Below are 20,512 nucleotides of genomic sequence, written 5' to 3' on the forward strand. Positions count from 1 at the left end.
CATCTTCGCGGAAGGCTGCGCGCGATCACATATGGATCGGCTTGCCCGTGACGGCCATGGCCGCTTCCTTGATCGCCTCGCTATGGGTCGGGTGAGCGTGGCAGGTATAGGCGATGTCTTCGCTCGACGCGCCGAATTCCATCGCCTGGGCCGCCTGCGCGATCATCGTGCCGGCAACCGTCGCGATGATCCAGACGCCCAGCACCTTGTCGGTTTCGGCATCGGCAATGATCTTCACGAAACCATCGGGCTCATGGTTGGTCTTGGCACGGCTGTTCGCCAGCATAGGGAATTTGCCGACCTTGATCGCGCCCTTTTCCTTGGCCGCCTCTTCGGTCAGGCCCACGCCCGCGATTTCCGGCTTGGTATAGACGACCGACGGAATCACGTCATGGTTCACGATGCCGGTCAGGCCGGCGATATTCTCGGCGACGGCAATGCCCTCATCCTCGGCCTTGTGCGCCAGCATCGGGCCGGGAATCACGTCCCCGATCGCCCAGATGCCCGGAACCTTGGTGGCGAAATCATGATCGGTCTCGATCTGGCCGCGGGCATTGAGTTCCAGGCCGATCTTCTCGAGGCCCAGCCCCTCCGTATTGGGGCGACGGCCGATCGATACCAGCACGACATCGGCCTCGATCTTCTCGGCCGCGCCACCGGCGGCCGGCTCGACCGTCAGGGTCACGCCCTTCTTGCCGACTTCCGCGCCCGTGACCTTCGTACCAAGCTTATATTCGAAGCCCTGCTTCCTGAAGATCTTGTTCGCCTCCTTGCGGACTTCACCGTCCATGCCAGGCAGGATCTGGTCGAGATATTCGACCACAGTGACCTTCGCGCCGACGCGGCGCCACACCGATCCAAGCTCGAGCCCGATGACGCCGCCGCCGACGACGACCAGATGGCCTGGCACCTTGTCCAGTTCCAGCGCGCCGGTCGAATCGACGATCTTGCCGCCCGCATTGTCCACCGCGACGCCCGGAAGCGGCGTGACCGACGAGCCGGTGGCGATGACGATATTCTTCGCCGTCACCTTCTTGCCCGCGACTTCCACGGTATTGGCCCCGGCGAAGCTCGCGAGCCCCTTCAGCCAGTCGACCTTGTTCTTCTTGAACAGGAACTCGATACCGCCGGTCAGGCCCTTCACCGCTTCCTTGCGCTGGCCCTGCATGGTGTCGAGGTCCAGGCTCATCTTGTCGATCTTCACACCCAGCTTGGCAAGCGCGCCATTGGCCGCTTCGTCGTAAAGCTCCGATGCGTGCAGCAGCGCCTTGGACGGAATGCAGCCGACATTGAGGCAGGTGCCCCCCAGCGTCTCGCGGCTTTCGGCGCAGGCGGTCTTGAGGCCCAGCTGCGCCGCGCGGATCGCCGCGACATAGCCGCCCGGACCGGCGCCGATTACCAGAACATCATAATCGAAGTCTGCCATGGTTCACCTTCCTCTGGCGTGATGTCTTACAGGTCGATCAGCAGGCGGGTCGGATCCTCGATCGCGTTCTTCACCGCGACGAGGAACGTCACCGCCTCGCGACCGTCGATCAGGCGATGGTCATAGCTGAGCGCGAGATACATCATCGGGCGGATCACGATCTCTCCGTTGCGGACCACGGGACGGTCCTCGATGCGGTGCAGGCCCAGCACCGCCGACTGCGGCGGGTTGATGATCGGGCTGGAGAGCAGCGAGCCGAAGACCCCGCCATTGGAGATGGTGAAGGTGCCGCCCTTCATGTCCTCCATGGTCAGCGTGCCTTCCTTCGCCTTCTTGCCGAAATTGCCGATCGTCTTTTCGATATCGGCAACGCTGAGCGACTCCGCATTGCGGATCACCGGCACGACCAGACCGTTCGGCGCGGACACCGCGACCGAGATGTCGGCGAAATCATTATAAACGATCTCGTCGCCCTCGATCTGCGCGTTCACGCCCGGAATGTCGCGCAGCGCCATGCAGACGGCCTTGGTGAAGAAACCCATGAAGCCCAGACGGACGCCATGCTTCTTCTCGAACAGATCCTTGTACTTCGCCCGCGCCTCGATGACGTTCGTCATGTCGACGTCATTATAGGTGGTGAGCAAAGCGGCGTTATTCTGGGCTTCCTTCAGGCGCTTGGCCACCGTCTGGCGCAGCCTGGTCATCTTGACGCGCTCCTGCGCGCGGCTCGGGCCAGTCGCGGGACCGGCGGCCGCAGGCGCAGCGGCAGGGCTGGCGGCCGCAGCCCGCGCAGTACCGGCAGCGGCAGCGGCCAGCACATCGTCCTTGGTCAGGCGGCCATCCTTGCCCGTGCCCTTGATCTTGCTCGGATCAAGGCCATGCTCCAGCACCAGGCGGCGCACGGCAGGCGACAGGGTCAGGTTGCCGCCCTCATCCTCCTCGACGGGCGCCGAAGCGGCCGGCGCTGGCGTGGCGGCTTCCGCCTTGGCAGCGGGAGCCGGAGAAGCGGCGGGCGCAGCGGCAGTCGCAGCACCCTCGTTCACATAGCCCAGCAGCGCGCCGACCTCGACCGTGTCGCCTTCCTTGGCGATGATATCGCCCAGCGTGCCGGCGGCCGGCGCGGGCACGTCCACCGCGACCTTGTCGGTTTCAAGGCTGACGATGGGCTCGTCGGCCTTCACGGCATCGCCGGGCTTCTTGAGCCACTGGCCGACGGTTGCTTCGGTAACGGATTCGCCCAGGGTGGGGACTTTGACTTCGGTAGCCATGAGCTTGTTCAGCCTTTCTTCTGGCGACGGATTTCTTCACGGACGCTGTGACCCAGCGCATCGGCGACGAGGGCGCCCTGTTCGGCGACATGGCGCTTGGCGAGGCCCGTGGCGGGCGACGCCGACGCCTTGCGGCCGGCATAGCGGGCGCGCATCGGCGCCTTGCCGGCGGCTGCCAGCGCTTCCTCGATATAGGGTTCCACAAAGAACCATGCGCCGTTGTTGCGCGGTTCTTCCTGACACCAGACGACGTCTTCCAGGCTCGTCATGCGCTCCATGCGCTTGGTAAGGGCCTCCGTCGCGAACGGATAGATCTGCTCAATGCGCACGATCTGCACATCCGTGTCGCCGGCGGCATCGCGTGCTTCCATCAGGTCGTAGAACACCTTGCCGGAACAGAGCACCAGGCGGCGAGTGTCCTTGTCGGCCGACCCATTGGGGTCCGACAGGATACGCTTGAAGTGCGTTTCGCCCAGGAAATCCTCCGCCTTGCTGACCGCCAGCTTGTGACGCAGCAGCGACTTGGGCGCCATGATGATCAGCGGCTTGCGGAACGGCCGCAGCATCTGGCGACGCAGGACGTGGAAGTAATTGGCCGGAGTCGTGATGTTCGCGACCTGGATATTCCCCTCCGCGCAAAGCTGGAGATAGCGTTCCAGTCGGGCCGAGCTATGTTCCGGACCCTGCCCTTCATAGCCATGCGGCAGCAGGCAGACCAGGCCGTTGGAACGCAGCCACTTGGTCTCCGACGAAGCGATATACTGGTCGAAGATGATCTGCGCGCCATTGGCGAAGTCGCCGAACTGTGCTTCCCACAACACCAGGCTCTTGGGATCGGCCAGCGCGAAGCCATATTCGAAGCCCAGCACACCATATTCGGAGAGCGGCGAGTCCAGCACCTCGAACCGTCCATGCGGCACGGTCGAAAGGGGGATATATTTGTTCTCCGTATCCTGGTCGGTCCAGACCGCATGCCGCTGGCTGAACGTGCCGCGCCCGGAATCCTGGCCCGACAGGCGGACGCCATAGCCTTCCGACAACAGCGATCCGAAGGCCAGCGCCTCGCCGGTCGCCCAGTCGAAATTCTCGCCGGACTTGAACATCTCCGCCTTGGCGTCGATCACGCGCTTCAGCGTCTTGTGGACGTTGAGGCCTTCCGGAATCGCCGTCAGCGTCTTGCCAAGACTGTCGAACAGCTTCTGGCTGATCGCGGACTCGACGCTCTGACGGGTCGTTTCCGCGTCGGCCGGCTTGTGCAGACCTGACCAGCGACCGGCGAACCAGTCGGCCTTGTTGGGCTTGTAGCTCTTCCCGGCCTCGAATTCTTCCTCCAGATGGTTGACGAAGTCACCCGTAGCCTGGGCAACGAAATCGTCATCGACCACGCCTTCGGCCTTCAGCCGCGCCGAATAGACATCGCTGACGGGGGGATGCTGGCGGATCTTCGCATACATCTGCGGCTGGGTGAAAGACGGCTCATCGCCCTCATTGTGGCCGAAGCGGCGATAACACCACATGTCGATCACGATATCGCGGTGGAAGGTCTGGCGATATTCCATCGCCAGCTTGCATGCAAAGGTCACCGCCTCCGGATCATCGCCATTGACGTGCAGGATCGGGGCCTGAACGCCCTTCGCCACATCGCTGGGATAGGGCGAACCGCGCGAGAATTGCGGGCTGGTGGTGAAACCGATCTGGTTGTTGACGATAAAGTGGATGCAACCGCCGGTATTATAGCCCGACACGCCTGAAAAACCGAAGCACTCCCAGACGATGCCCTGCCCGGCAAAGGCTGCGTCGCCGTGGATCAGCACGGGCAGCACTTGTTCATGTTTGGCAAGGTCGTCGCGGAAAGTCTGCTGCGCGCGCACCTTGCCCAGCACCACCGGATCGACGGTTTCCAGGTGCGACGGATTGGGGACCAGCGACATATGCACCTTGACGCCGTCGAACTCGCGATCGGTCGAGGTGCCAAGGTGATATTTGACGTCGCCCGAACCGCCGACATCCTCGGGATTGGCCGTACCGCCCGAAAATTCGTGAAAGATGACGCGAAAGCCCTTGGCCATCACATTGGCCAGCACATTCAGGCGGCCGCGATGGGCCATGCCGTAGACGATCTCGCGAACGCCCTGCGCACCGCCATATTTGATGATGGCTTCCAGCGCCGGGATCATCGATTCGCCGCCGTCCAGACCGAAGCGCTTGGTGCCGACATATTTGCGACCCAGGAACTTCTCATATTGTTCGGCGTGGATCACCTTGGCCAGGATCGCCTTCTTGCCTTCCGGCGTGAAGTGGATTTCCTTGTCCTTGCCCTCCAGACGCTCCTGGAGGAAACGGCGTTCCTCCACGTCTGCGATATGCATATATTCAAGGCCGACATTGCCGCAATAATTGGCGCGCAGGATCGCCACGATCTCCCGCACGGTGGCATATTGCAGGCCCAGCGTACCGCCCAGATAGACCTTTTTGTCAGGGTCGTTCAGGCCGTGATATTCCGGCGTCAGGTCAGCCGGCAGGTCGCGCTGGGTCAAGCCGAGCGGGTCGAGATTGGCAGCCAAATGACCACGTACGCGATATGTACGGATCAACATCTGCGCGCGTATTGCATCGTCAGCCGCGCTTACGGCATCAGCGTCCGAAACCGCCTTGCCATTGGTCTTGGCGGCGGCCTTTACGGCCACTTGCATCTGCGTGGGGTCAAGCGCCCCGGTCAGGTCGTCGGTGTCGATCGGCGGCCAGTTGGTGCGCGCCCAGCTCGGCCCGCGTTCAGCCTCGCCAACTCCGTCAAAAACTTCCTGGTTCTCGTAACCCATTTCTCTTGTCCCATGCCAACCGCGTGCAGTCGCGGAGCGGGGTAACCGATGGCCGGGGTGCAGCCCGGCCATCGCGTTCGGCCGGTTCAGCCCTTCAGCACTTCCAGCAGGGTCGTGCCAAGTTCGGACGGGCTGGCGGCGACCTTGATGCCGGCCGCTTCCATCGCCGCGATCTTGCTCTCGGCGTCGCCCTTGCCGCCCGACACGATCGCGCCGGCATGGCCCATGCGACGGCCCGGAGGCGCCGTGCGGCCCGCGATGAAGCCTGCCATCGGCTTCTTGCGGCCCTTCTTCGCCTCGTCGATCAGGAACTGGGCGGCCTGTTCTTCGGCATCGCCGCCGATTTCGCCGATCATGATGATCGATTCGGTGGCGTCGTCGGCCAGGAACAGTTCCAGCACGTCGATGAAGTTGGTGCCGTTCACCGGATCACCGCCGATGCCGACGGCCGTGGTCTGGCCCAGGCCCGCATTGGTGGTCTGGAACACCGCCTCATAGGTCAGCGTGCCAGACCGCGAAACCACGCCCACGCTGCCCTTGGAGAAGATGTTGCCCGGCATGATGCCGATCTTGCATTCGCCCGGCGTCAGCAGGCCGGGGCAGTTCGGGCCGATCAGGCGCGACTTGCTGCCGGAAAGGGCGCGCTTCACCTTCACCATGTCCAGCACCGGAATACCTTCGGTGATGCAGACGATCAGCGGGATTTCCGCATCGATCGCCTCCAGGATGGAATCGGCCGCGAACGGCGGCGGGACATAGATGACCGAAGCGTCGGCGCCGGTCTTCGACTTGGCCTCCGCGACGGTGTCGAACATGGGCAGGCCGATATGGGTCGTGCCGCCCTTGCCAGGCGTCACGCCGCCGACCATCTGCGTGCCATAGGCCAAGGCGGTTTCGGTGTGGAAGGTACCGGTGGCACCGGTCATACCCTGGGTGATGACCTTGGTGTTCTTGTTCACCAGAATGGACATGAGCGTCCCTTCATTTTCTGTGGACGTGGCACTTTGGGTCTAAAGGCGAACCGCCCCAGGCTGCGCACTTACCTGGGACGGTCCGGTGCAAGCTCGTTTGGGGCTCAGGCCAGCGAAGGATCAATGCCCTTGCAGGCTTCCAGCAGTTCCTTGACGGCGTCGATCGACACCTGAAGGTTCGCCTTCGCCTCATCGTTCAGTTCGATCTCGACAACCTGCTCGACGCCATCCTTGCCGATGATCACGGGCACGCCGACATAAAGATTGTCGACGCCATATTGACCGGTCAGATTGGCGGCGCAGGGCAACAGGCGCTTCTTGTCGCCCAGATAGGCCTCCGCCATCGCTATCGCGCTGGTTGCCGGCGCATAGAAGGCGGAACCGGTCTTGAGCAGCGCGACAATCTCGCCGCCGCCCGAACGGGTGCGCTGCACGATGGCGTCGATGCGCTCCTTGGTCGAGCGACCCTGCTTGATGAGATCGGGAACCGGGATGCCGGCGACGGTCGAATATTCGATCACCGGAACCATCGTGTCGCCGTGGCCGCCCAGGACGAAGCTGGTGACGTCCTTCGCCGACACGTTGAATTCTTCCGCAAGGAAGTGGTTGAAGCGCGACGAGTCGAGCACGCCCGCCATGCCCACCACCTTGTTGTGCGGCAGGCCGGAAAATTCGCGCAGCGCCCACACCATCGCGTCGAGCGGGTTGGTGATGCAGATGACGAAAGCGTCGGGAGCATTGGCCTTGATGCCCTCGCCCACGGCCTTCATGACCTTGAGGTTGATGCCCAACAGATCGTCGCGGCTCATGCCCGGCTTGCGAGCAACGCCCGCGGTGACGATGATGACGTCGGCGCCCGCGATGTCGGCATAATCATTGGAGCCGGTGATCTTCGCGTCGAAGCCCTCGACCGAAGCGCATTGCGACAGGTCGAGCGCCTTGCCCTGCGGAATGCCCTCAACCACGTCGAACAGAACGATGTCGCCCAGACCCTTGAGAGCCGCGAGATGCGCGAGGGTGCCACCGATATTGCCAGCGCCGATGAGCGCGATCTTATTACGGGCCATATGCAATCATCCTCCAAGCCGTAAACTGGATTGCCGAGAAACCGAAACTGCATGAGCGCTTAGGCCTATACGACCTAGGTTTCAACCGCGCAAAAGCGCCCATCACAATTTATCTTTGCAATTCGTTCGCAATTGCATTAACAAGCCAATGCCTCTGTTGCCCACGCGCTCCTACCCTGGCGCACGGCCCTTCCCCACAGCGGCCACCTGCTGCGCGCCTCCCTGGACGGGAGCGCGCGGCCCCTTTCCTAAGCCTGAATTCTGATCAAATAAGCGGGCTGGCGACGAGCCGAGACTATTTCTCGCCGTGACCCAGCGCCAGATAGTCGTCGGACTGCATTTCCATCAGCCGCGATACGGTGCGCTCGAACTCGAACGCCCCGTCGCCTTCGGGATAGAGGCGTGCCGGCTCCGCATCGGCGGAGGCGAGCAATTTCACCTTATATTCGTAGAGCGCATCGATCAGCGTCACGAAACGCGCCGCCTCATTGCGCTTCTCCGGCCCCAGCACCGGAATGCCGACGATGATGACGCTATGATATTTGCGGGCGATCGCCAGATAATCGGGCGCGCCGCGGGCCTCGACGCAGAGGCGCTTGAAGGAAAAGACCGCCACGCCCTTCAGGCTCTTGGGCACGTGGAGCGTCCGGCCGCCCTGCACCTGGATATCCTCGGCCGGAACCTTGGCCCGGTCTTCCACGGGATAGTCCGTCAGCCGGAAAAAGGCTTCCGACAGCGCCCTTGTCGCTTCCGCGCCATTGGGTGAATGCCACAAGGCGGCATCGCCCAGGCGATCACGGCGATAATCGGTCGGCCCGTTCAGGGTCATGACGTCCAGCTTCGCCTTGATGAGGTCGATGAACGGCAGGAAAAGTTGGCGATTGAGACCGTTCTTGTAGAGTTCGTCCGGCGCGCGGTTGGACGTGGTGACGATCGTCACGCGCTTTTCCAGCAAGCCGGTGAAGAGCCGGGACATGATGGCGGCATCGGCCATATTGTTGACCACCATCTCGTCGAAACAGAGCAGCCGAGCCTCTTCCGCCAGCGACTCGACCACAGGGGGGATCGGATCGCCCGTTTCCGATTTGCGCGCCTCGGCCAGCCGGGCGTGAACGTCGAGCATGAATTCGTGGAAATGCGCGCGCTTCTTGCGCTGGATCTGCACCGTGTTGAAGAACAGGTCCATCAGCATCGATTTGCCGCGACCCACGCCGCCCCACATATAAAGGCCGCGCGGCGGTTCCGGCGCCTTGCGCAACAATCGCCACAATGTGGAACCACGCGGCGGCGTTGCCCCCAGTTCCTGTTGCAGCCGCTCCAGCCGCTCCGCCGCGGCCCGCTGGTCGGAATCGGGGCGCAATTCGCCCGCAGCGACAAGCGCGTCGTAGCGAGCGATGACGCTGCTCATCCTGGAAGCCTCCTGGCTTCGGGCGCCTTGCGCACGGTCGCGGTCGATGCCGCGATCAATTCATCATCCTGGGAAATGGTCAGGCGCAGGAACATCAGCCGCCCTGTTTCGCGCAGCAATTCGACCTCCGCGCGCAGGACGGGACCGATTTTCCCGGGACCGCAATATTGCATGGCAAGGTCAACGGTCACCGCCGCCACCTGTTCCGGCCGGCCCATCGCTGCCAGCCCGGCGAAATAGGCATGGTCGGCAAACGCCGCGAGAAGACCGCCATGCAGCACGCCCAGCCGGTTGGCGTGCGATGGCCTGCTTTCCAGCATTACCGTCGCTTTGCCCGCGGCATCGCTGCGTAAATATGTGATGCCAACGGCCGAATCGAGGAAGGTGCCCTCCACCATGTCGGCCCAGCATGACCAGCCCGCCCATGGTCCGTCGGCCACCAGGCTCAGATGACCTGCTTCCTCGCTCACTTCCTCAGAGTTGCCGTTCGACCATCATCTTCTTGGTTTCCGCGATCGCCTTGGCGGGGCTGAGGCCCTTGGGGCAGACATTCGCACAGTTCATGATGGTGTGGCAGCGATAGAGACGGAAGGGATCCTCCAACTCGTCCAGACGCTCGCCAGTATATTCGTCGCGGCTGTCGGCCAGCCAGCGATAAGCCTGCAGCAGGATAGCAGGACCAAGGAACTTGTCGCTGTTCCACCAGTAGCTGGGGCAGCTGGTCGAGCAGCAGGCGCACAGGATGCACTCGTAGAGGCCGTCCAGCTTCTCGCGGTCGGCCGGCGACTGGAGCCGTTCCTTGCCGCTGGGCGCCGGGCTGACGGTTTGCAGCCAGGGCTTGATGCTGTTGTACTGCGCGTAGAAATGCGTGAAGTCGGGCACAAGATCCTTGATCACGTCCATGTGCGGCAGCGGCGTCACGCGCACTTCCTTGCCCGCGCATTCCTCGATGGAGGTGGTGCAGGCGAGGCCGTTGCGGCCGTTCATGTTCATCGAGCAGGACCCGCAAATACCCTCGCGGCAGGAACGGCGGAAGGTCAGCGTCGGATCATATTCGTTCTTGATCTTCAACAGCGCGTCCAGGACCATCGGCCCGCAATTGTCGAGATCAATCTCGAACGTATCGTAACGGGGATTCTGGCCGGAGTCGGGATCGTAGCGATAGACCTTGAAGCTCTTGACGTTCGTCGCGCCGTCGGGCGCCTTGTGGGTCACGCCCTTGGCGCTGATCTTGCTGTTCTTGGGCAACGAAAATTCGGCCATTTCGATAAGTCCTGCTATCCCGTTCCCCGCCCCTCAACAATATAGGCACCACTTAGTCAAGCACCTACGGATGGCATTCCCATTGGCACTGGGCATCAAACCCGCTACGAGCCGCGCAAAATGACCGATGAGCGACAAAAGGACCCGCAGAATTCGAAGATGAATGACATCACTCACATCGGGATGCTGTTCGTGGGCGGAATGCACCAAGCCATGCATATTGCTCCCCTAGCGCAGTCGCTTGCACGAACGGAAGACGTTCGCGTTACAGCATTTACGGGACCAGACGACGCCGAAGCGCTAAAGATGATGCTGGCTGGACTGGCCCGGCCAAGCTCCTCACCGATACGTGTCAAACAACTATCCTTTTCAGGCAAGGTCGGCTTCATCAGCCGTCTGGCACCCAAAAAATTGAATAAGATATTGCGTATCCTCGCGCTGCGGGCGCAATTTGAAGGTCTGGATGCGCTGATTGCTACAGAGCGGACCTCGACCATTCTTAAGCGTTTTCCCGGTTCCAAGCCGCCTCGGATGATCCATTTCCCTCATGGCGCCGGTGATGGAGGACGGGGCTTCGATCCCCGCATTCGTTTGTTCGATTATGTGTTAGTTGCAGGATCGATGGTGTATGAAAGAACACTCGCAATGGGGCTGGCCGGCCCAGATAACTGTACCATAGTAGGTTCAATTAAACTGGCAGCACTAACCGGACCGGATGCACAACCTGTCAGAAGTCCATTCAGCGACGACAAGCCGATCATTCTTTACAATCCGCACTTCAACACTCGCCTGTCATCATGGAAAATGGCGGAGGCGATTGTAGATCGCATCGTATCCGATGGCCGCTTCAACTTGATCCTGGCACCTCATGCCCGCCTTTTCGATATGATGGGTGATGCGGAGCGTGCTAAGTGGCTCGAGCGATCCGGCGCGCCAAACCTCCACATCGACATGAAATCACCGCGTCTAAGCGACATGAGTTACACGCGACTTGCCGATATTTATCTTGGCGACATCAGCAGCCAGGTCTACGAATTTTTGCACATTCCACGACCCTGCGTCTTTGTGAACGCCCACGGGATCCACTGGAACGACGATGCCGATTACGCCATGTGGCTCTTGGGCGATGTCGGAGCCTCGCCCGATGAGATCATGGATGCCTTATCAAGTGCGCTAGACCGTCATTCGCACTATCGTTCAGCGCAGGAACGCAAGGCAGCCGAGGTGCTCGGGCCTATAGATCAAGGCGTTCCCGATCGTGCTGCACTAGAAGTCATAAGATTCCTGAAAGCCTCCGGTAAAGCAGCTCAGGATTAGGAACGAGATTTGGGTCTGGAAATACAGAAGAACACTGCGCTGGGGCCGATGCGGCTGCTGGGCGACAACACCACCCGTATCTGGGGCATGTCCAATGCAGAGCGCTGCCGCCGCATGGCCGAAAGCTCCGCGAAGAACGGGAGCGCATTGGCCGATGGCCACGAACTGCTGTTCAACCTCGCCTACGCCTTCGACCCGCTGCTGCTGCGGCTGGTGCTGGAGGAGCCGGGGACGGTGTTCGTCTGGGATGCCAGCCCGATTGTGGGACAAGTGCCGGCAGGCAGCGATCCGTTGGCGGCGCCGCATGTCGTCGATCTGTCGGACGGGCAAAAGCTCTACAACCGGCAGCTCCGCAAGCTGGAGCAGCCCTTTGTTCGAGAATTGACCCCCGCCACCCGGCGAGGGATCGAGCGAAAAAGCTATTTCGGCGCCTATAAGGGCGTCACGGACCTTCTGACCAAATATCTCTGGCCCGAACTGGCGCTGTGGCTGACGCGCCTGGCAGCCTCCATAGGCATGACACCCAATATGGTGACAGCCATGGGCGCGACGCTTTGCGTGCTCGCAACCTGGTTCTTCGCCCAGGGTCTCTATTGGACCGGTATGCTTGCCGGTTTCGTCTTCATGGTGCTGGACACGGTGGACGGGAAGCTCGCGCGCTGCACCATCACCTCCTCCAAATGGGGCAATGTGGCGGACCATGGCGTGGACCTGATCCACCCGCCCTTCTGGTGGTATTTCTGGGGCGTGGGCCTGTCGGCCTGGGGGCTGGCGCTGTCGACGCAGACTTTCGCGCTGGTGATGGCGGCGGTGATCGCGGGCTATGTGCTCCAGCGGCTGATCGAGGGGATGTTCATCAGGGATTTCGGCATGGACATCCATGTCTGGGGCCGGTTCGATAGCTGGTTCCGCCTGATCACCGCGCGGCGCAACCCGAATATGGTGATCCTGTTCTTCGCGCTGCTGGCCGGGCGCCCCGACATCGGCTTGATCGCACTGGCATGGTGGACCATCCTCTCGCTCATCGTCCACGCCGTGCGGCTGATGCAGGCCTATGCCGCGAAGCGCTCCGGACGGCCCATCGTCAGTTGGATGGAGGCAAGAACATGAACGCGACCATCGAAAAATTCGGCTATCCCGCGACGCTTGTCGCGCAGTTCCCGCACTGGGTCGTTCTGCTGCGTCCTGCCCAGCCGACGCTGGGATCGCTGGTGCTGGCGGCGAAATCCGACGCCACGGCCTTTGGCGACCTTCCGGCGGAGGCCCATGCGGAGCTGGCGGCCGTGACCAGGGCGATCGAAAGCGCGCTGGCCCGGGCGGTCGGCTACGACAAGATCAATTATCTGATGCTGATGATGGTGGACCCGCATGTCCATTTCCATGTGCTGCCCCGTCATGAGGGCAGCCGCAGCCATGCGGACCTTCAGATAGCCGACGCCGGATGGCCGGGACAGCCCGACCTCGGCAGCGCGGTTGCGCTCTCGCCCGAGCAGGTCGCCGTGCTCACCGACTGGCTGAAGCCCTATTTCGCGTAGCGGCCCTCTGCCAGCCAGCGAGCGGTGAGCGTGTTCGCCGCCTCGACATCCTGCGGGAAGTCGACCTCCTGCCAGTCCAGCCCCTCGATGGAGACGGTGCCGACGCGATTGCCCTTGGCGACGATGTCTATGGCGCGCAGATACCAGCGCTCCACCCCCTCGGGCGTTCGCATCATCTGGTCGATCTGGTTGCGGAAGATCGCCGGACCCTCGCCCCGGAAGGCCAGCATGCCGATGGATTCGGCGTTGGTGTCGTGCGGCAGCAACCTCTTGCCGATGGCGTGCAGGCGTCCCGTCTCGTCCCGGTTCACCTTCATGTCGTCATCATCATAGTCGCCCGGCTTGACGTCGACCGTGACGGTGATGGCGTCCTGCGCTCCCGCGATCAGCCTGCCCACAATCTCGTCCGAAACGATGGTGTCGCCGTTCAGGATGATGAAGTCGCGGTCCATTTCCTCCCGCACGATCCAGCAGGTGCCAAGATTGTCCGCCACCTGGAAGAAGGGGTTGAAGACCGTGCGGATGCGCGCGCCCGTTTCGCGATAGAGCTGGAGCGCGTGATCCTCCACCCGCTCGGTGCGGAATCCGGTGACAACGACGATGTCGGTCACGCCATTGGCCACCAGCGCCGCAACCTGCCAGCTGATGAGCGTCCGGCCGTTGAAGTCGATCATGCATTTGGGCACGTCGCGGGTCAGCGGCAGAAGGCGCGACCCCTGACCGGCGGAAAGGATGATGGCTTTTGCGATAGTCATGGGCTGCGCCTTTAGAGCAAATGAAAGGGGAGGAACAGCGTGTGTTGCATCGTTCCCCGGCCGATCATAGATAGTCGCGCGCCGGTCTGTCGGCGCGCGACGAAAGGCCGGAACCCAAGTGACGAGCAAGCATGGATCGGGTGGCCCCCAGGAAGGCTTTGCCCGCATCCTGGCGAATACGGGCTGGCTGCTTGGCGGCAAGGGCGTGGGCGCGGTGCTGAGCCTTGCTTATCTCGCCATCGTCACGCGAACGCTGGGCGTCGCCGATTTCGGCCGTTTCGCGCTGGTGCTGAGCGCCGCCAACGTGATCCAGACGCTGGTGAGCTTCGACAGCTGGCAGATCGTGGTGCGCTATGGCCAGCCTCACCTGGCATCGGGCGAAGGCGATGCGCTGAACCGGGTGTTGCGCTTCTGCATCCTGATCGATCTTGGGTCGGCCGTGGCAGGAGGGCTGATCGCCGCCTTCATCATCCTCGCCTTTGGGCCGCTGATGGAATTGTCGGCCGGGATGGGATGGCAGACCTGGATTTTCTGCATGGTGATGATGATCACCATCCGGTCCAGCCCGACCGGCGTGCTGCGGCTGTTCGACCGCTTCGATTCCGGCGCCTTCGCCGAAACCATGATCCCTGTCGGACGCATGATCGGCGCCGGGCTGGCCTGGGTGCTGATGCCCGATATCACTGGCTTCCTGATTGCCTGGGGCGCCGCCGAACTGCTCTGCGCGATCAGCTATTGGTGGCTCGCGCTGCGCGTCGGGGGTAAAATGCTGGGAAGCTGGCGCGCGGGCCGGACGCTGGATGCGCGCGGGGAAAATCCCGGCATCGTCGGCTTTCTCACCGCCACAAATTTGCAGACGACCCTATCCTCCGTGGGCCAGCAGGTGGCCGTGCTGGTGGTCGGCCTCTTCGTCGGCCCGGCGGGGGCCGGCCTCTACCGGCTTGCCAATCAACTCGCCAACTCGCTGACCAAGATTTCCAGCCTTCTGTCCCGCAGCATTTTCGTGGAACTGAGCCGCACCCATTCCAGCCACGGCCACGAAGCGCTCGGCACGCTGTTCCGGCGGACCAACCGACTGGCATTGGTCGCGGGCGCGGTGATCATCGCGTTGATCCTGACGATCGGTCATCCATTGCTGGGACTGATCGCAGGCAAGGCGTTCCTGCCGGCCTATCCGCTGCTGCTGCTGCTGGGCATCGCCGCCTGCATCGATCTGGTCGGGGTGAGCTATCGGCCGCTCCTCATGGCGACCGACCGGGCCAGCCTGTCGCTCCGCATCACACTGGTTTCAACCGGCCTGCTGCTGGGTATGCAGGCAGCCTTGTTGCCGATCTATGGGACCGTCGGCGCGGCCGGCGCCAATATCGCCGCCTCGATCGCGGGTTTTGCCATGATGGGCCTTGCGAGCCGACGGGTTTTGAAGCAACCACGCATGATGCCGTAGAGCGATTTTCAAGCGATCGGATCGAAATCCGACCTAGCGAAACCGCGCAGGAGAATAGGGCACCGGATCGATTCCCGCGATCTGCGCCGGCAAAGCCTCTCCCCGAAGAAGGGCTGCCCCCAGCAAAGCCGCGGCGGGCGAGGTCTGGATACCGAACCCACCCTGCCCCGCGAACCAGAAAAAGCCTCTCGCCGCCGGATCAAAGCCATAGACCGGCGCCCGGTCGGGGGAGAAGCTGCGCAGCCCCGCCCATCTGCGCTCGACCGCCTCGACCGGCCAGTCGACGACCGCCTCGAAACGGGCGATGGCCTCCGCCACTGCCAGTTCCTCCGGCGCGGCATCGCAGGGGGGCGATGGCTCCTCATCATGCGGAGTCAGCCAGACGCGCCCCTCTCCCTCCGGCTTGAAATAGAATTGCGAGCCAAGGTCCATGACCAGCGGCAGATCGGCGGAAGGCATGGCGGGCACGCGCAGCTGCACCACCGTCCGGCGCAGCGGCGCAATGCCGATGGGCGCCACGCCGCAAGCGCTGGCGACGCCGTCCGCCCACGCCCCCGCAGCGTTCACGATGATCGCGCAGTCTATCGCGCCTGCATCGGTTTCGACCCGCCAGCCCTCGTGCCACGCTTCGGCCCCTCGCAAGGCCGTCGCCAACCGCACCTCGCCACCCAGGCGACGGAAGCGCCGCAACCATGCCTGATGCAGGGCCGCCACATCGATGTCGCATACCCCCGGCTCCAGCACCCCCAGCGTCCATTCCGGCCGAAGCCCTGGAACAAATGCGGCAGGATCGACCGGAACCAGATCCACCTTGCCGGCGAACGCCTCCAGCAGCCGGTCGCGCGCTACCGTGTCGCCTGCCCGCCCGATATGCAGTGTCCGGCGCGGCTTCAGGAAAGGGGTGTCGGAAAAATCGGGATCCGGCGCAGCCAGCATCGGCCCCGATGCCGTGGTCAGCGGCTGGACGGCAACACCGCCATAGGTTTCTTCCCAGAAGGACACCGCCCGCCCCGTGGCATGATAGCCGGCGCTTGCTTCCATCTCCAGCAACAGCACGCTGGCATGCTCCGCCAGCACGGCGCCAAGGCTTGCCCCGGCAATGCCGCCACCGACGATGACGATATCAGGCCGCTTCATCCCCCGCCGCCCCTGCGTGGCGCGACTTCGTCCAGAAAGCCGTCGATCCGCCCCAGCGCGTCCAATCGCACCGGGTCCAGCTCCCGCAATATCTCATGCGCGGCCTCCCGCCCGTAAACATGGAGCCGCGCGCCCGCGATCCGTGCTGCGATCCGCTCGATGGCAGGGGTGGAGACGAGCTGGTCGGTCCGCGCCGCCAGGACGAGCAAGGGGACGACGATCCGCTCCATTTCCCGCCCCTTCTCCAGCATGCGCGTCGAATGCAGCGCCTGCGCCACCCATTTCCAGCTTGGCGGCCCCAACGCAACCTCGCGGCTATGGTCCCGCCACCACAATTCGTCGGCATAGCGTTCCGGATCGTGCGTCAGCCGCTTCTGCCGCATGCGCCGCTGCCGTTCCGACTCCTCCTTCTGGGTCCAGGCCTGCTTTTCCGCAAAACCCAGGGCGCACATGGTTTCGGCAATCGCCACCGCCAGCCAGCGGGGCAGAGGCGCTGTATGCAGTCCCATCATCGGCGCGACCGTCACCGCCGCATCGGGCGGCGCCATGCCCTCCGCCAGGGCGCGCAGCAGCAGGTGGCCGCCCATGCTGTGCGCGACGATCGCCTTCGGCCCCCTCCCTTCCCCGCGCCATTCGGCGGCGAAGGCGTTGAGGTCGGCGATCCACTGTCCGAAATCGTCAATATGTCCGCATAGCGGATCGTCCGTTGTTCGGCCCGATCCCCCCTGCCCCCGCCAGTCGAAGCTGGTGACGGCCCAACCGCGGTCGGCCCAATGGCGGATGACCTCGAGATATTTCTCGATCATGTCGCCGCGTCCGCCCAGCACCAGCATCCGGCCCCGATCGCCATCGCCCAGCCGAAAGCGGCGCAGGCGCCAACCGTCGGGTGCGGCCCAGTAGTCCAGCCGTCCGTCCATGGGCCAGGCACGCCGGTCGAAGGAAGCGGGAACGAAGCGGGGCGAATCCATGCGCGGCATGGTTACGCTTTGGTAAGGCATGCGGTCTATAGTTTCGAACCCATGATGGGGGATATTTTCCAAATGGCGCTGATCGGCGCCCTGGCACTGCTGCTGATCGTGGCGTCTGTCACCGATCTGCGGTCACGTATCATCTCCAACCGGCTGAACCTGACTGTGGCCGCTCTGGCGCCGATATGGTGGCTGGCCTGCGGGCTTGCGCTCTGGCCCGGAATGGCGGTGCAGCTTCTGGTTGCGCTGGTCGTGTTCATGGCGTTCGCCGCGCTGTTCGCGCTCGGCTGCATGGGCGGCGGCGACGTGAAGCTGCTGGCCGCGCTGGCGCTGTGGTTTCCATGGCAGGCGACCTTGTCGATGCTGATGCTGATGGCGGTGCTGGGGGGCATCGTCACCATCGTGACCGTCGTGCACCATCGCATGACCCGGCGGCTGGGTCAGCCGCAAATCCCCTATGGCATTGCCATCTCGTTCGCGGCGCTTTGGCTACTTGGCGAACGATATATTAACCAATTTGCGTGAATATCCGGGGGCTCAGACGCAACTCGTCTGATTGAGGGAGGCGAATTTCATCATGGATGCCAAGAAGATCGTGCTGCTGGTGGGAGCGCTGATCATAGCGGTCACTACAGCCCTGCTCGCACGCAACATGCTGAGTTCGTCGAGCGCGCCGCAGGCGGGCGCATCGTCCATGCCGGTTGAGGCGGACCAGCCCCATGTGCTGGTCGCGACGAAGGCCCTGCCGGTGGGCACCATCCTGGACGCGGAAAGTTTCCGTTTCCAGCCATGGCCCAAGGATCTCGTCGAGCAGGCCTATTATATCAAGGGCCAGGCCGATCCCCAGAAGCTGGTGGGCAGCGTCATCCGTACCGCCATTTCCGCCGGTCAGCCGATGACGGTGGGTTCAGTGATCAAGCCTGGCGACCGCGGTTTCCTCGCCGCGGCTCTGGGACCGGGCATGCGCGCCGTGACCGTGCCGGTGTCAGCGCAGAATTCGGTGGCGGGATTCGTCTTCCCGGGCGACCGCGTCGACCTGGTGCTGACGCAGAGCGTCAGCGGCGGCGGCGATGGTGATCCGCTCAAGGTTTCCGAGACCATCCTGCGCAACCTGCGCGTGCTTGCCACGGATCAGCGCATGGACGCGCTGGGCGCCGACGGCAAACCCGTCGTCCAGACCTATTCCAACGTCACCATCGAAGTCACGCCCAAGATCGCGGAGAAGATCGCAGTGGCGCAGACGATCGGCTCGCTCTCGCTCTCGCTGCGCTCGCTGGCGGACAATAGTTCGGAGCTGGACGCGGCCATCGCGGGCAGCGACGTCGACCTGCCCGACGGCAGCAATCCCAATGCGGAAAAGAAGCTGCTGGCCAGCATCGCCGCTCGCCCGGTCGACAAGGGCGGCACCTATTCCACCGGCGCCGACGTCTCGCGCTATCAGCGCAGCAGCGTCCCCGCCAAGCCTTTGCAGGCCATGGGCGCAGGCGGCGCTCCGGCCATGGGCGTGCCGGTCGGCGGCAGCATTGCGGGCCAAGGGCCGGTGATCCGCGTCGCCCGTGGAACCAGTGTGACCGTCGTTCCGGTCGGGGGGAAGTAAGATGAAGGGGTTTATCGTTCACACGGCAGCGGCCAGGCCGCTGCTCGGCCCGGCGATCGCGCTTGGCCTGGCGGTTGCGATCGCCGCCGCGCCGACCACAGCGCTCAACGCGGCGCCGGCCTCCATGCAGGACAATGCGATCCTGCTCTCCGTCGGCGGCAGCAAGGTCATCAACCTGCCGGCCAAGATGTCGGACGTGGTGATCGGCGATCCGGATGTGGTCGACGTCCATGTTCGTTCGCAGAACCAGCTTTACCTGATCGCGAAGAAGGCGGGCGAGACCACCGTCTTCGCAACGACGACCAACGGGAAGGTGCTGTTTTCCGGCACGGTCCGCGTCGGCAACAACCTGACCAGCATCGACGAGATGTTGAAGCTGGCGATGCCCAACGCGGACATCGCCGTCAACAAGATGAACGGCATGGTCCTGCTGACCGGAACCATCGCCGCGCCGGAAGACGCGGCAGAGGCCGAACGGCTGACCCAGGCCTTTGTCGGCAAGGAAGTGACGGTGGTGAGCCGCCTGCGCACCGCGACGCCGCTCCAGGTCAACCTCCAGGTCAAGATCGCCGAAGTCACCAAGGATGTCGGGCACAAGATCGGCATGAATATCACGGGACTCGGGACCGGAACCGGCAGCTTCAGCGGTTACATCAACCGCGCCGATCGAGCGTTCCAGACCAACACCGGTGGCGGCGCACCGACCAGCGACATTTCGCGATCCTGGCTGTTCAACAGTCCCACGGACGGCACGACCTCCTTGGGCTTCGTCGCCAAGCTGCTGGGCATGGATGTCGCCGCCGCGCTCGACCTTGCAGAATCAAGCGGCCTCGCCACCACTCTCGCCCAGCCCAACCTGACCTCGCTGTCCGGCGAAACCGCCAGCTTCCTGGCGGGCGGCGAATATCCCTATACCGTCAGCAACGGCACGCAGGGAAACAGCATCGAATTCAAGCAATATGGCGTGCAGTTGGCCTTCACGCCCACCGTTCTGGCGGATGGCCGCATCTCCCTTCGGGTGCGCCCCACCGTGTCGAGCCTCGACTTCTCGATCAACGCCAGCGTGCCTGCGCTCAAGAGCCGAACCGCTGAAACCACGGTGGAGCTGGGTTCGGGTCAGGCTTTCATGATCGCAGGGCTGTTGAGCAACGAAACGGGGAACAATGTCAACAAGGTGCCCGGCCTTGGCAACCTGCCGATCCTGGGCAGCCTGTTCAAGTCACGCAGCTTCCAGCGCAACGAGACCGAATTGGTGATCGTCGTCACGCCCTATCTGGTGAAGCCGATGAATGCATCGGACGTGCGGCTGCCGACTGACGGGTTCCGCAATGCCAATGAGGGTCAGGGCCTGTTCCTGCAACAGGGCCATGACGGCGTCAGCGGCGCCCAGGCACCCATGCCGAGCCGCGCGCCGGGTGCGCCGGTCCCGGCGCCCGGTCCGCAATCGTCGGCGGCCCTGCCGCCCGTCGCCTCCCGTGACACCGGAAAGCGTTCCAAGGACGCCGCGCCGGGCTTCAGCTTCTGACCCGAAGGACGA

General features: G+C 63.4%; 18 protein-coding genes. 7 read left to right on the forward strand and 11 right to left on the reverse strand.

Annotated elements, in window-relative coordinates:
• Nucleotides 1–25: 25 nt before the first annotated feature.
• The 8 genes from lpdA to MRBLMA1_RS12705 all read right to left on the reverse strand — a co-directional run bounded on the left by lpdA (nucleotide 26) and on the right by MRBLMA1_RS12705 (nucleotide 10,222).
• A complete protein-coding gene (gene lpdA / locus MRBLMA1_RS12670; protein ID WP_363737193.1) occupies nucleotides 26–1,426 on the reverse strand; it encodes a dihydrolipoyl dehydrogenase in 1,401 nt (466 codons plus the stop codon).
• 26 nt (nucleotides 1,427–1,452) lie between these two features.
• Nucleotides 1,453–2,694, reverse strand: coding sequence for a 2-oxoglutarate dehydrogenase complex dihydrolipoyllysine-residue succinyltransferase (gene odhB, locus MRBLMA1_RS12675; RefSeq protein ID WP_363737194.1), 1,242 nt, complete (start codon nucleotides 2,692–2,694; stop codon nucleotides 1,453–1,455).
• A gap of 8 nt (nucleotides 2,695–2,702) precedes the next feature.
• Nucleotides 2,703–5,513 carry a 2-oxoglutarate dehydrogenase E1 component gene (locus MRBLMA1_RS12680; RefSeq protein ID WP_133652978.1) on the reverse strand — a complete coding sequence of 937 codons (2,811 nt, stop codon included), beginning with the start codon at nucleotides 5,511–5,513 and terminating at the stop codon, nucleotides 2,703–2,705.
• Between the two features lie 86 nt (nucleotides 5,514–5,599).
• A complete protein-coding gene (gene sucD, locus MRBLMA1_RS12685; protein ID WP_025547828.1) occupies nucleotides 5,600–6,484 on the reverse strand; it encodes a succinate--CoA ligase subunit alpha in 885 nt (294 codons plus the stop codon).
• Nucleotides 6,485–6,588: 104 nt separating this feature from the next.
• Entirely contained in the window at nucleotides 6,589–7,551 is a 963-nt protein-coding gene (gene mdh, locus MRBLMA1_RS12690) for a malate dehydrogenase (RefSeq protein ID WP_363737195.1), read from the reverse strand.
• 295 nt (nucleotides 7,552–7,846) lie between these two features.
• On the reverse strand, nucleotides 7,847–8,959 hold the full coding sequence (gene zapE, locus MRBLMA1_RS12695; protein ID WP_363737196.1) for a cell division protein ZapE: 1,113 nt from the start codon (nucleotides 8,957–8,959) through the stop codon (nucleotides 7,847–7,849).
• Entirely contained in the window at nucleotides 8,956–9,399 is a 444-nt protein-coding gene (locus tag MRBLMA1_RS12700) for a PaaI family thioesterase (RefSeq protein ID WP_363737440.1), read from the reverse strand. The genes zapE and MRBLMA1_RS12700 overlap by 4 nt, the downstream gene beginning before the upstream one ends.
• A gap of 34 nt (nucleotides 9,400–9,433) precedes the next feature.
• Nucleotides 9,434–10,222, reverse strand: coding sequence for a succinate dehydrogenase iron-sulfur subunit (locus MRBLMA1_RS12705; RefSeq protein ID WP_025547823.1), 789 nt, complete (start codon nucleotides 10,220–10,222; stop codon nucleotides 9,434–9,436).
• 120 nt (nucleotides 10,223–10,342) lie between these two features.
• Between MRBLMA1_RS12705 and MRBLMA1_RS12710 the strand changes: the two genes are divergently transcribed.
• The 3 genes from MRBLMA1_RS12710 to MRBLMA1_RS12720 are packed head-to-tail and all read left to right on the forward strand — an operon-like array spanning nucleotide 10,343 to nucleotide 13,074.
• Nucleotides 10,343–11,539, forward strand: coding sequence for a hypothetical protein (locus MRBLMA1_RS12710; protein ID WP_363737197.1), 1,197 nt, complete (start codon nucleotides 10,343–10,345; stop codon nucleotides 11,537–11,539).
• Nucleotides 11,540–11,587: 48 nt separating this feature from the next.
• Entirely contained in the window at nucleotides 11,588–12,649 is a 1,062-nt protein-coding gene (locus MRBLMA1_RS12715; protein WP_363737441.1) for a CDP-alcohol phosphatidyltransferase family protein, read from the forward strand.
• Nucleotides 12,646–13,074 (forward strand): HIT family protein, encoded by a 429-nt coding sequence (locus tag MRBLMA1_RS12720; RefSeq protein WP_363737198.1) that lies wholly within the window; start codon nucleotides 12,646–12,648, stop codon nucleotides 13,072–13,074. Before MRBLMA1_RS12715 ends, MRBLMA1_RS12720 begins: the two co-directional genes overlap by 4 nt.
• On the opposite strand, the gene MRBLMA1_RS12725 is transcribed toward MRBLMA1_RS12720, so the two are convergent.
• Nucleotides 13,062–13,829, reverse strand: a complete 768-nt coding sequence (locus MRBLMA1_RS12725) for a phosphocholine cytidylyltransferase family protein (RefSeq protein WP_363737199.1) — start codon at nucleotides 13,827–13,829, stop codon at nucleotides 13,062–13,064. The two genes, MRBLMA1_RS12720 and MRBLMA1_RS12725, sit on opposite strands and share 13 nt — an antisense overlap.
• 118 nt (nucleotides 13,830–13,947) lie before the next feature.
• On the opposite strand from MRBLMA1_RS12725, the gene MRBLMA1_RS12730 reads away from it, so the two are divergent.
• Nucleotides 13,948–15,273 carry a lipopolysaccharide biosynthesis protein gene (locus MRBLMA1_RS12730; RefSeq protein WP_363737200.1) on the forward strand — a complete coding sequence of 442 codons (1,326 nt, stop codon included), beginning with the start codon at nucleotides 13,948–13,950 and terminating at the stop codon, nucleotides 15,271–15,273.
• A gap of 33 nt (nucleotides 15,274–15,306) precedes the next feature.
• Here MRBLMA1_RS12730 and MRBLMA1_RS12735 read toward each other — a convergent pair whose 3' ends face one another.
• Both MRBLMA1_RS12735 and MRBLMA1_RS12740 read right to left on the reverse strand, forming a co-directional pair.
• Nucleotides 15,307–16,410, reverse strand: coding sequence for an NAD(P)/FAD-dependent oxidoreductase (locus MRBLMA1_RS12735; RefSeq protein ID WP_363737201.1), 1,104 nt, complete (start codon nucleotides 16,408–16,410; stop codon nucleotides 15,307–15,309).
• Complete coding sequence (locus tag MRBLMA1_RS12740) at nucleotides 16,407–17,387, reverse strand: alpha/beta hydrolase (protein ID WP_363737202.1); 981 nt, start codon at nucleotides 17,385–17,387, stop codon at nucleotides 16,407–16,409. The genes MRBLMA1_RS12735 and MRBLMA1_RS12740 overlap by 4 nt, the downstream gene beginning before the upstream one ends.
• A 63-nt stretch (nucleotides 17,388–17,450) precedes the next feature.
• Between MRBLMA1_RS12740 and MRBLMA1_RS12745 the strand changes: the two genes are divergently transcribed.
• Genes MRBLMA1_RS12745 through MRBLMA1_RS12755 form a run of 3 tightly spaced genes read left to right on the forward strand, consistent with a single transcriptional unit; the run spans nucleotide 17,451 to nucleotide 20,500 of the window.
• A complete protein-coding gene (locus MRBLMA1_RS12745) occupies nucleotides 17,451–17,903 on the forward strand; it encodes an A24 family peptidase (RefSeq protein WP_414714768.1) in 453 nt (150 codons plus the stop codon).
• 52 nt (nucleotides 17,904–17,955) lie between these two features.
• Entirely contained in the window at nucleotides 17,956–18,975 is a 1,020-nt protein-coding gene (gene cpaB / locus MRBLMA1_RS12750; protein ID WP_363737204.1) for a Flp pilus assembly protein CpaB, read from the forward strand.
• 1 nt (nucleotide 18,976) lies between these two features.
• Entirely contained in the window at nucleotides 18,977–20,500 is a 1,524-nt protein-coding gene (locus tag MRBLMA1_RS12755) for a type II and III secretion system protein family protein (RefSeq protein WP_363737205.1), read from the forward strand.
• Nucleotides 20,501–20,512 lie beyond the last annotated feature (12 nt).

This window comes from Sphingobium sp. LMA1-1-1.1 (assembly GCF_040676365.1).
In the GTDB taxonomy this organism is placed as follows: domain Bacteria; phylum Pseudomonadota; class Alphaproteobacteria; order Sphingomonadales; family Sphingomonadaceae; genus Sphingobium.

Coding starts and splice junctions, on each gene's coding strand:
- lpdA (WP_363737193.1), bottom strand. CDS start 1,426: ATGGCAGACTTCGATTATGATGTTCTGGTAATCGGCGCCGGTCCGGGC.
- odhB (WP_363737194.1), bottom strand. CDS start 2,694: ATGGCTACCGAAGTCAAAGTCCCCACCCTGGGCGAATCCGTTACCGAA.
- MRBLMA1_RS12680 (WP_133652978.1), bottom strand. CDS start 5,513: ATGGGTTACGAGAACCAGGAAGTTTTTGACGGAGTTGGCGAGGCTGAA.
- sucD (WP_025547828.1), bottom strand. CDS start 6,484: ATGTCCATTCTGGTGAACAAGAACACCAAGGTCATCACCCAGGGTATG.
- mdh (WP_363737195.1), bottom strand. CDS start 7,551: ATGGCCCGTAATAAGATCGCGCTCATCGGCGCTGGCAATATCGGTGGC.
- zapE (WP_363737196.1), bottom strand. CDS start 8,959: ATGAGCAGCGTCATCGCTCGCTACGACGCGCTTGTCGCTGCGGGCGAA.
- MRBLMA1_RS12705 (WP_025547823.1), bottom strand. CDS start 10,222: ATGGCCGAATTTTCGTTGCCCAAGAACAGCAAGATCAGCGCCAAGGGC.
- MRBLMA1_RS12710 (WP_363737197.1), top strand. CDS start 10,343: ATGACCGATGAGCGACAAAAGGACCCGCAGAATTCGAAGATGAATGAC.
- MRBLMA1_RS12715 (WP_363737441.1), top strand. CDS start 11,588: ATGCGGCTGCTGGGCGACAACACCACCCGTATCTGGGGCATGTCCAAT.
- MRBLMA1_RS12720 (WP_363737198.1), top strand. CDS start 12,646: ATGAACGCGACCATCGAAAAATTCGGCTATCCCGCGACGCTTGTCGCG.
- MRBLMA1_RS12725 (WP_363737199.1), bottom strand. CDS start 13,829: ATGACTATCGCAAAAGCCATCATCCTTTCCGCCGGTCAGGGGTCGCGC.
- MRBLMA1_RS12735 (WP_363737201.1), bottom strand. CDS start 16,410: ATGAAGCGGCCTGATATCGTCATCGTCGGTGGCGGCATTGCCGGGGCA.
- MRBLMA1_RS12740 (WP_363737202.1), bottom strand. CDS start 17,387: ATGCCGCGCATGGATTCGCCCCGCTTCGTTCCCGCTTCCTTCGACCGG.
- MRBLMA1_RS12745 (WP_414714768.1), top strand. CDS start 17,451: ATGGCGCTGATCGGCGCCCTGGCACTGCTGCTGATCGTGGCGTCTGTC.
- cpaB (WP_363737204.1), top strand. CDS start 17,956: ATGGATGCCAAGAAGATCGTGCTGCTGGTGGGAGCGCTGATCATAGCG.
- MRBLMA1_RS12755 (WP_363737205.1), top strand. CDS start 18,977: ATGAAGGGGTTTATCGTTCACACGGCAGCGGCCAGGCCGCTGCTCGGC.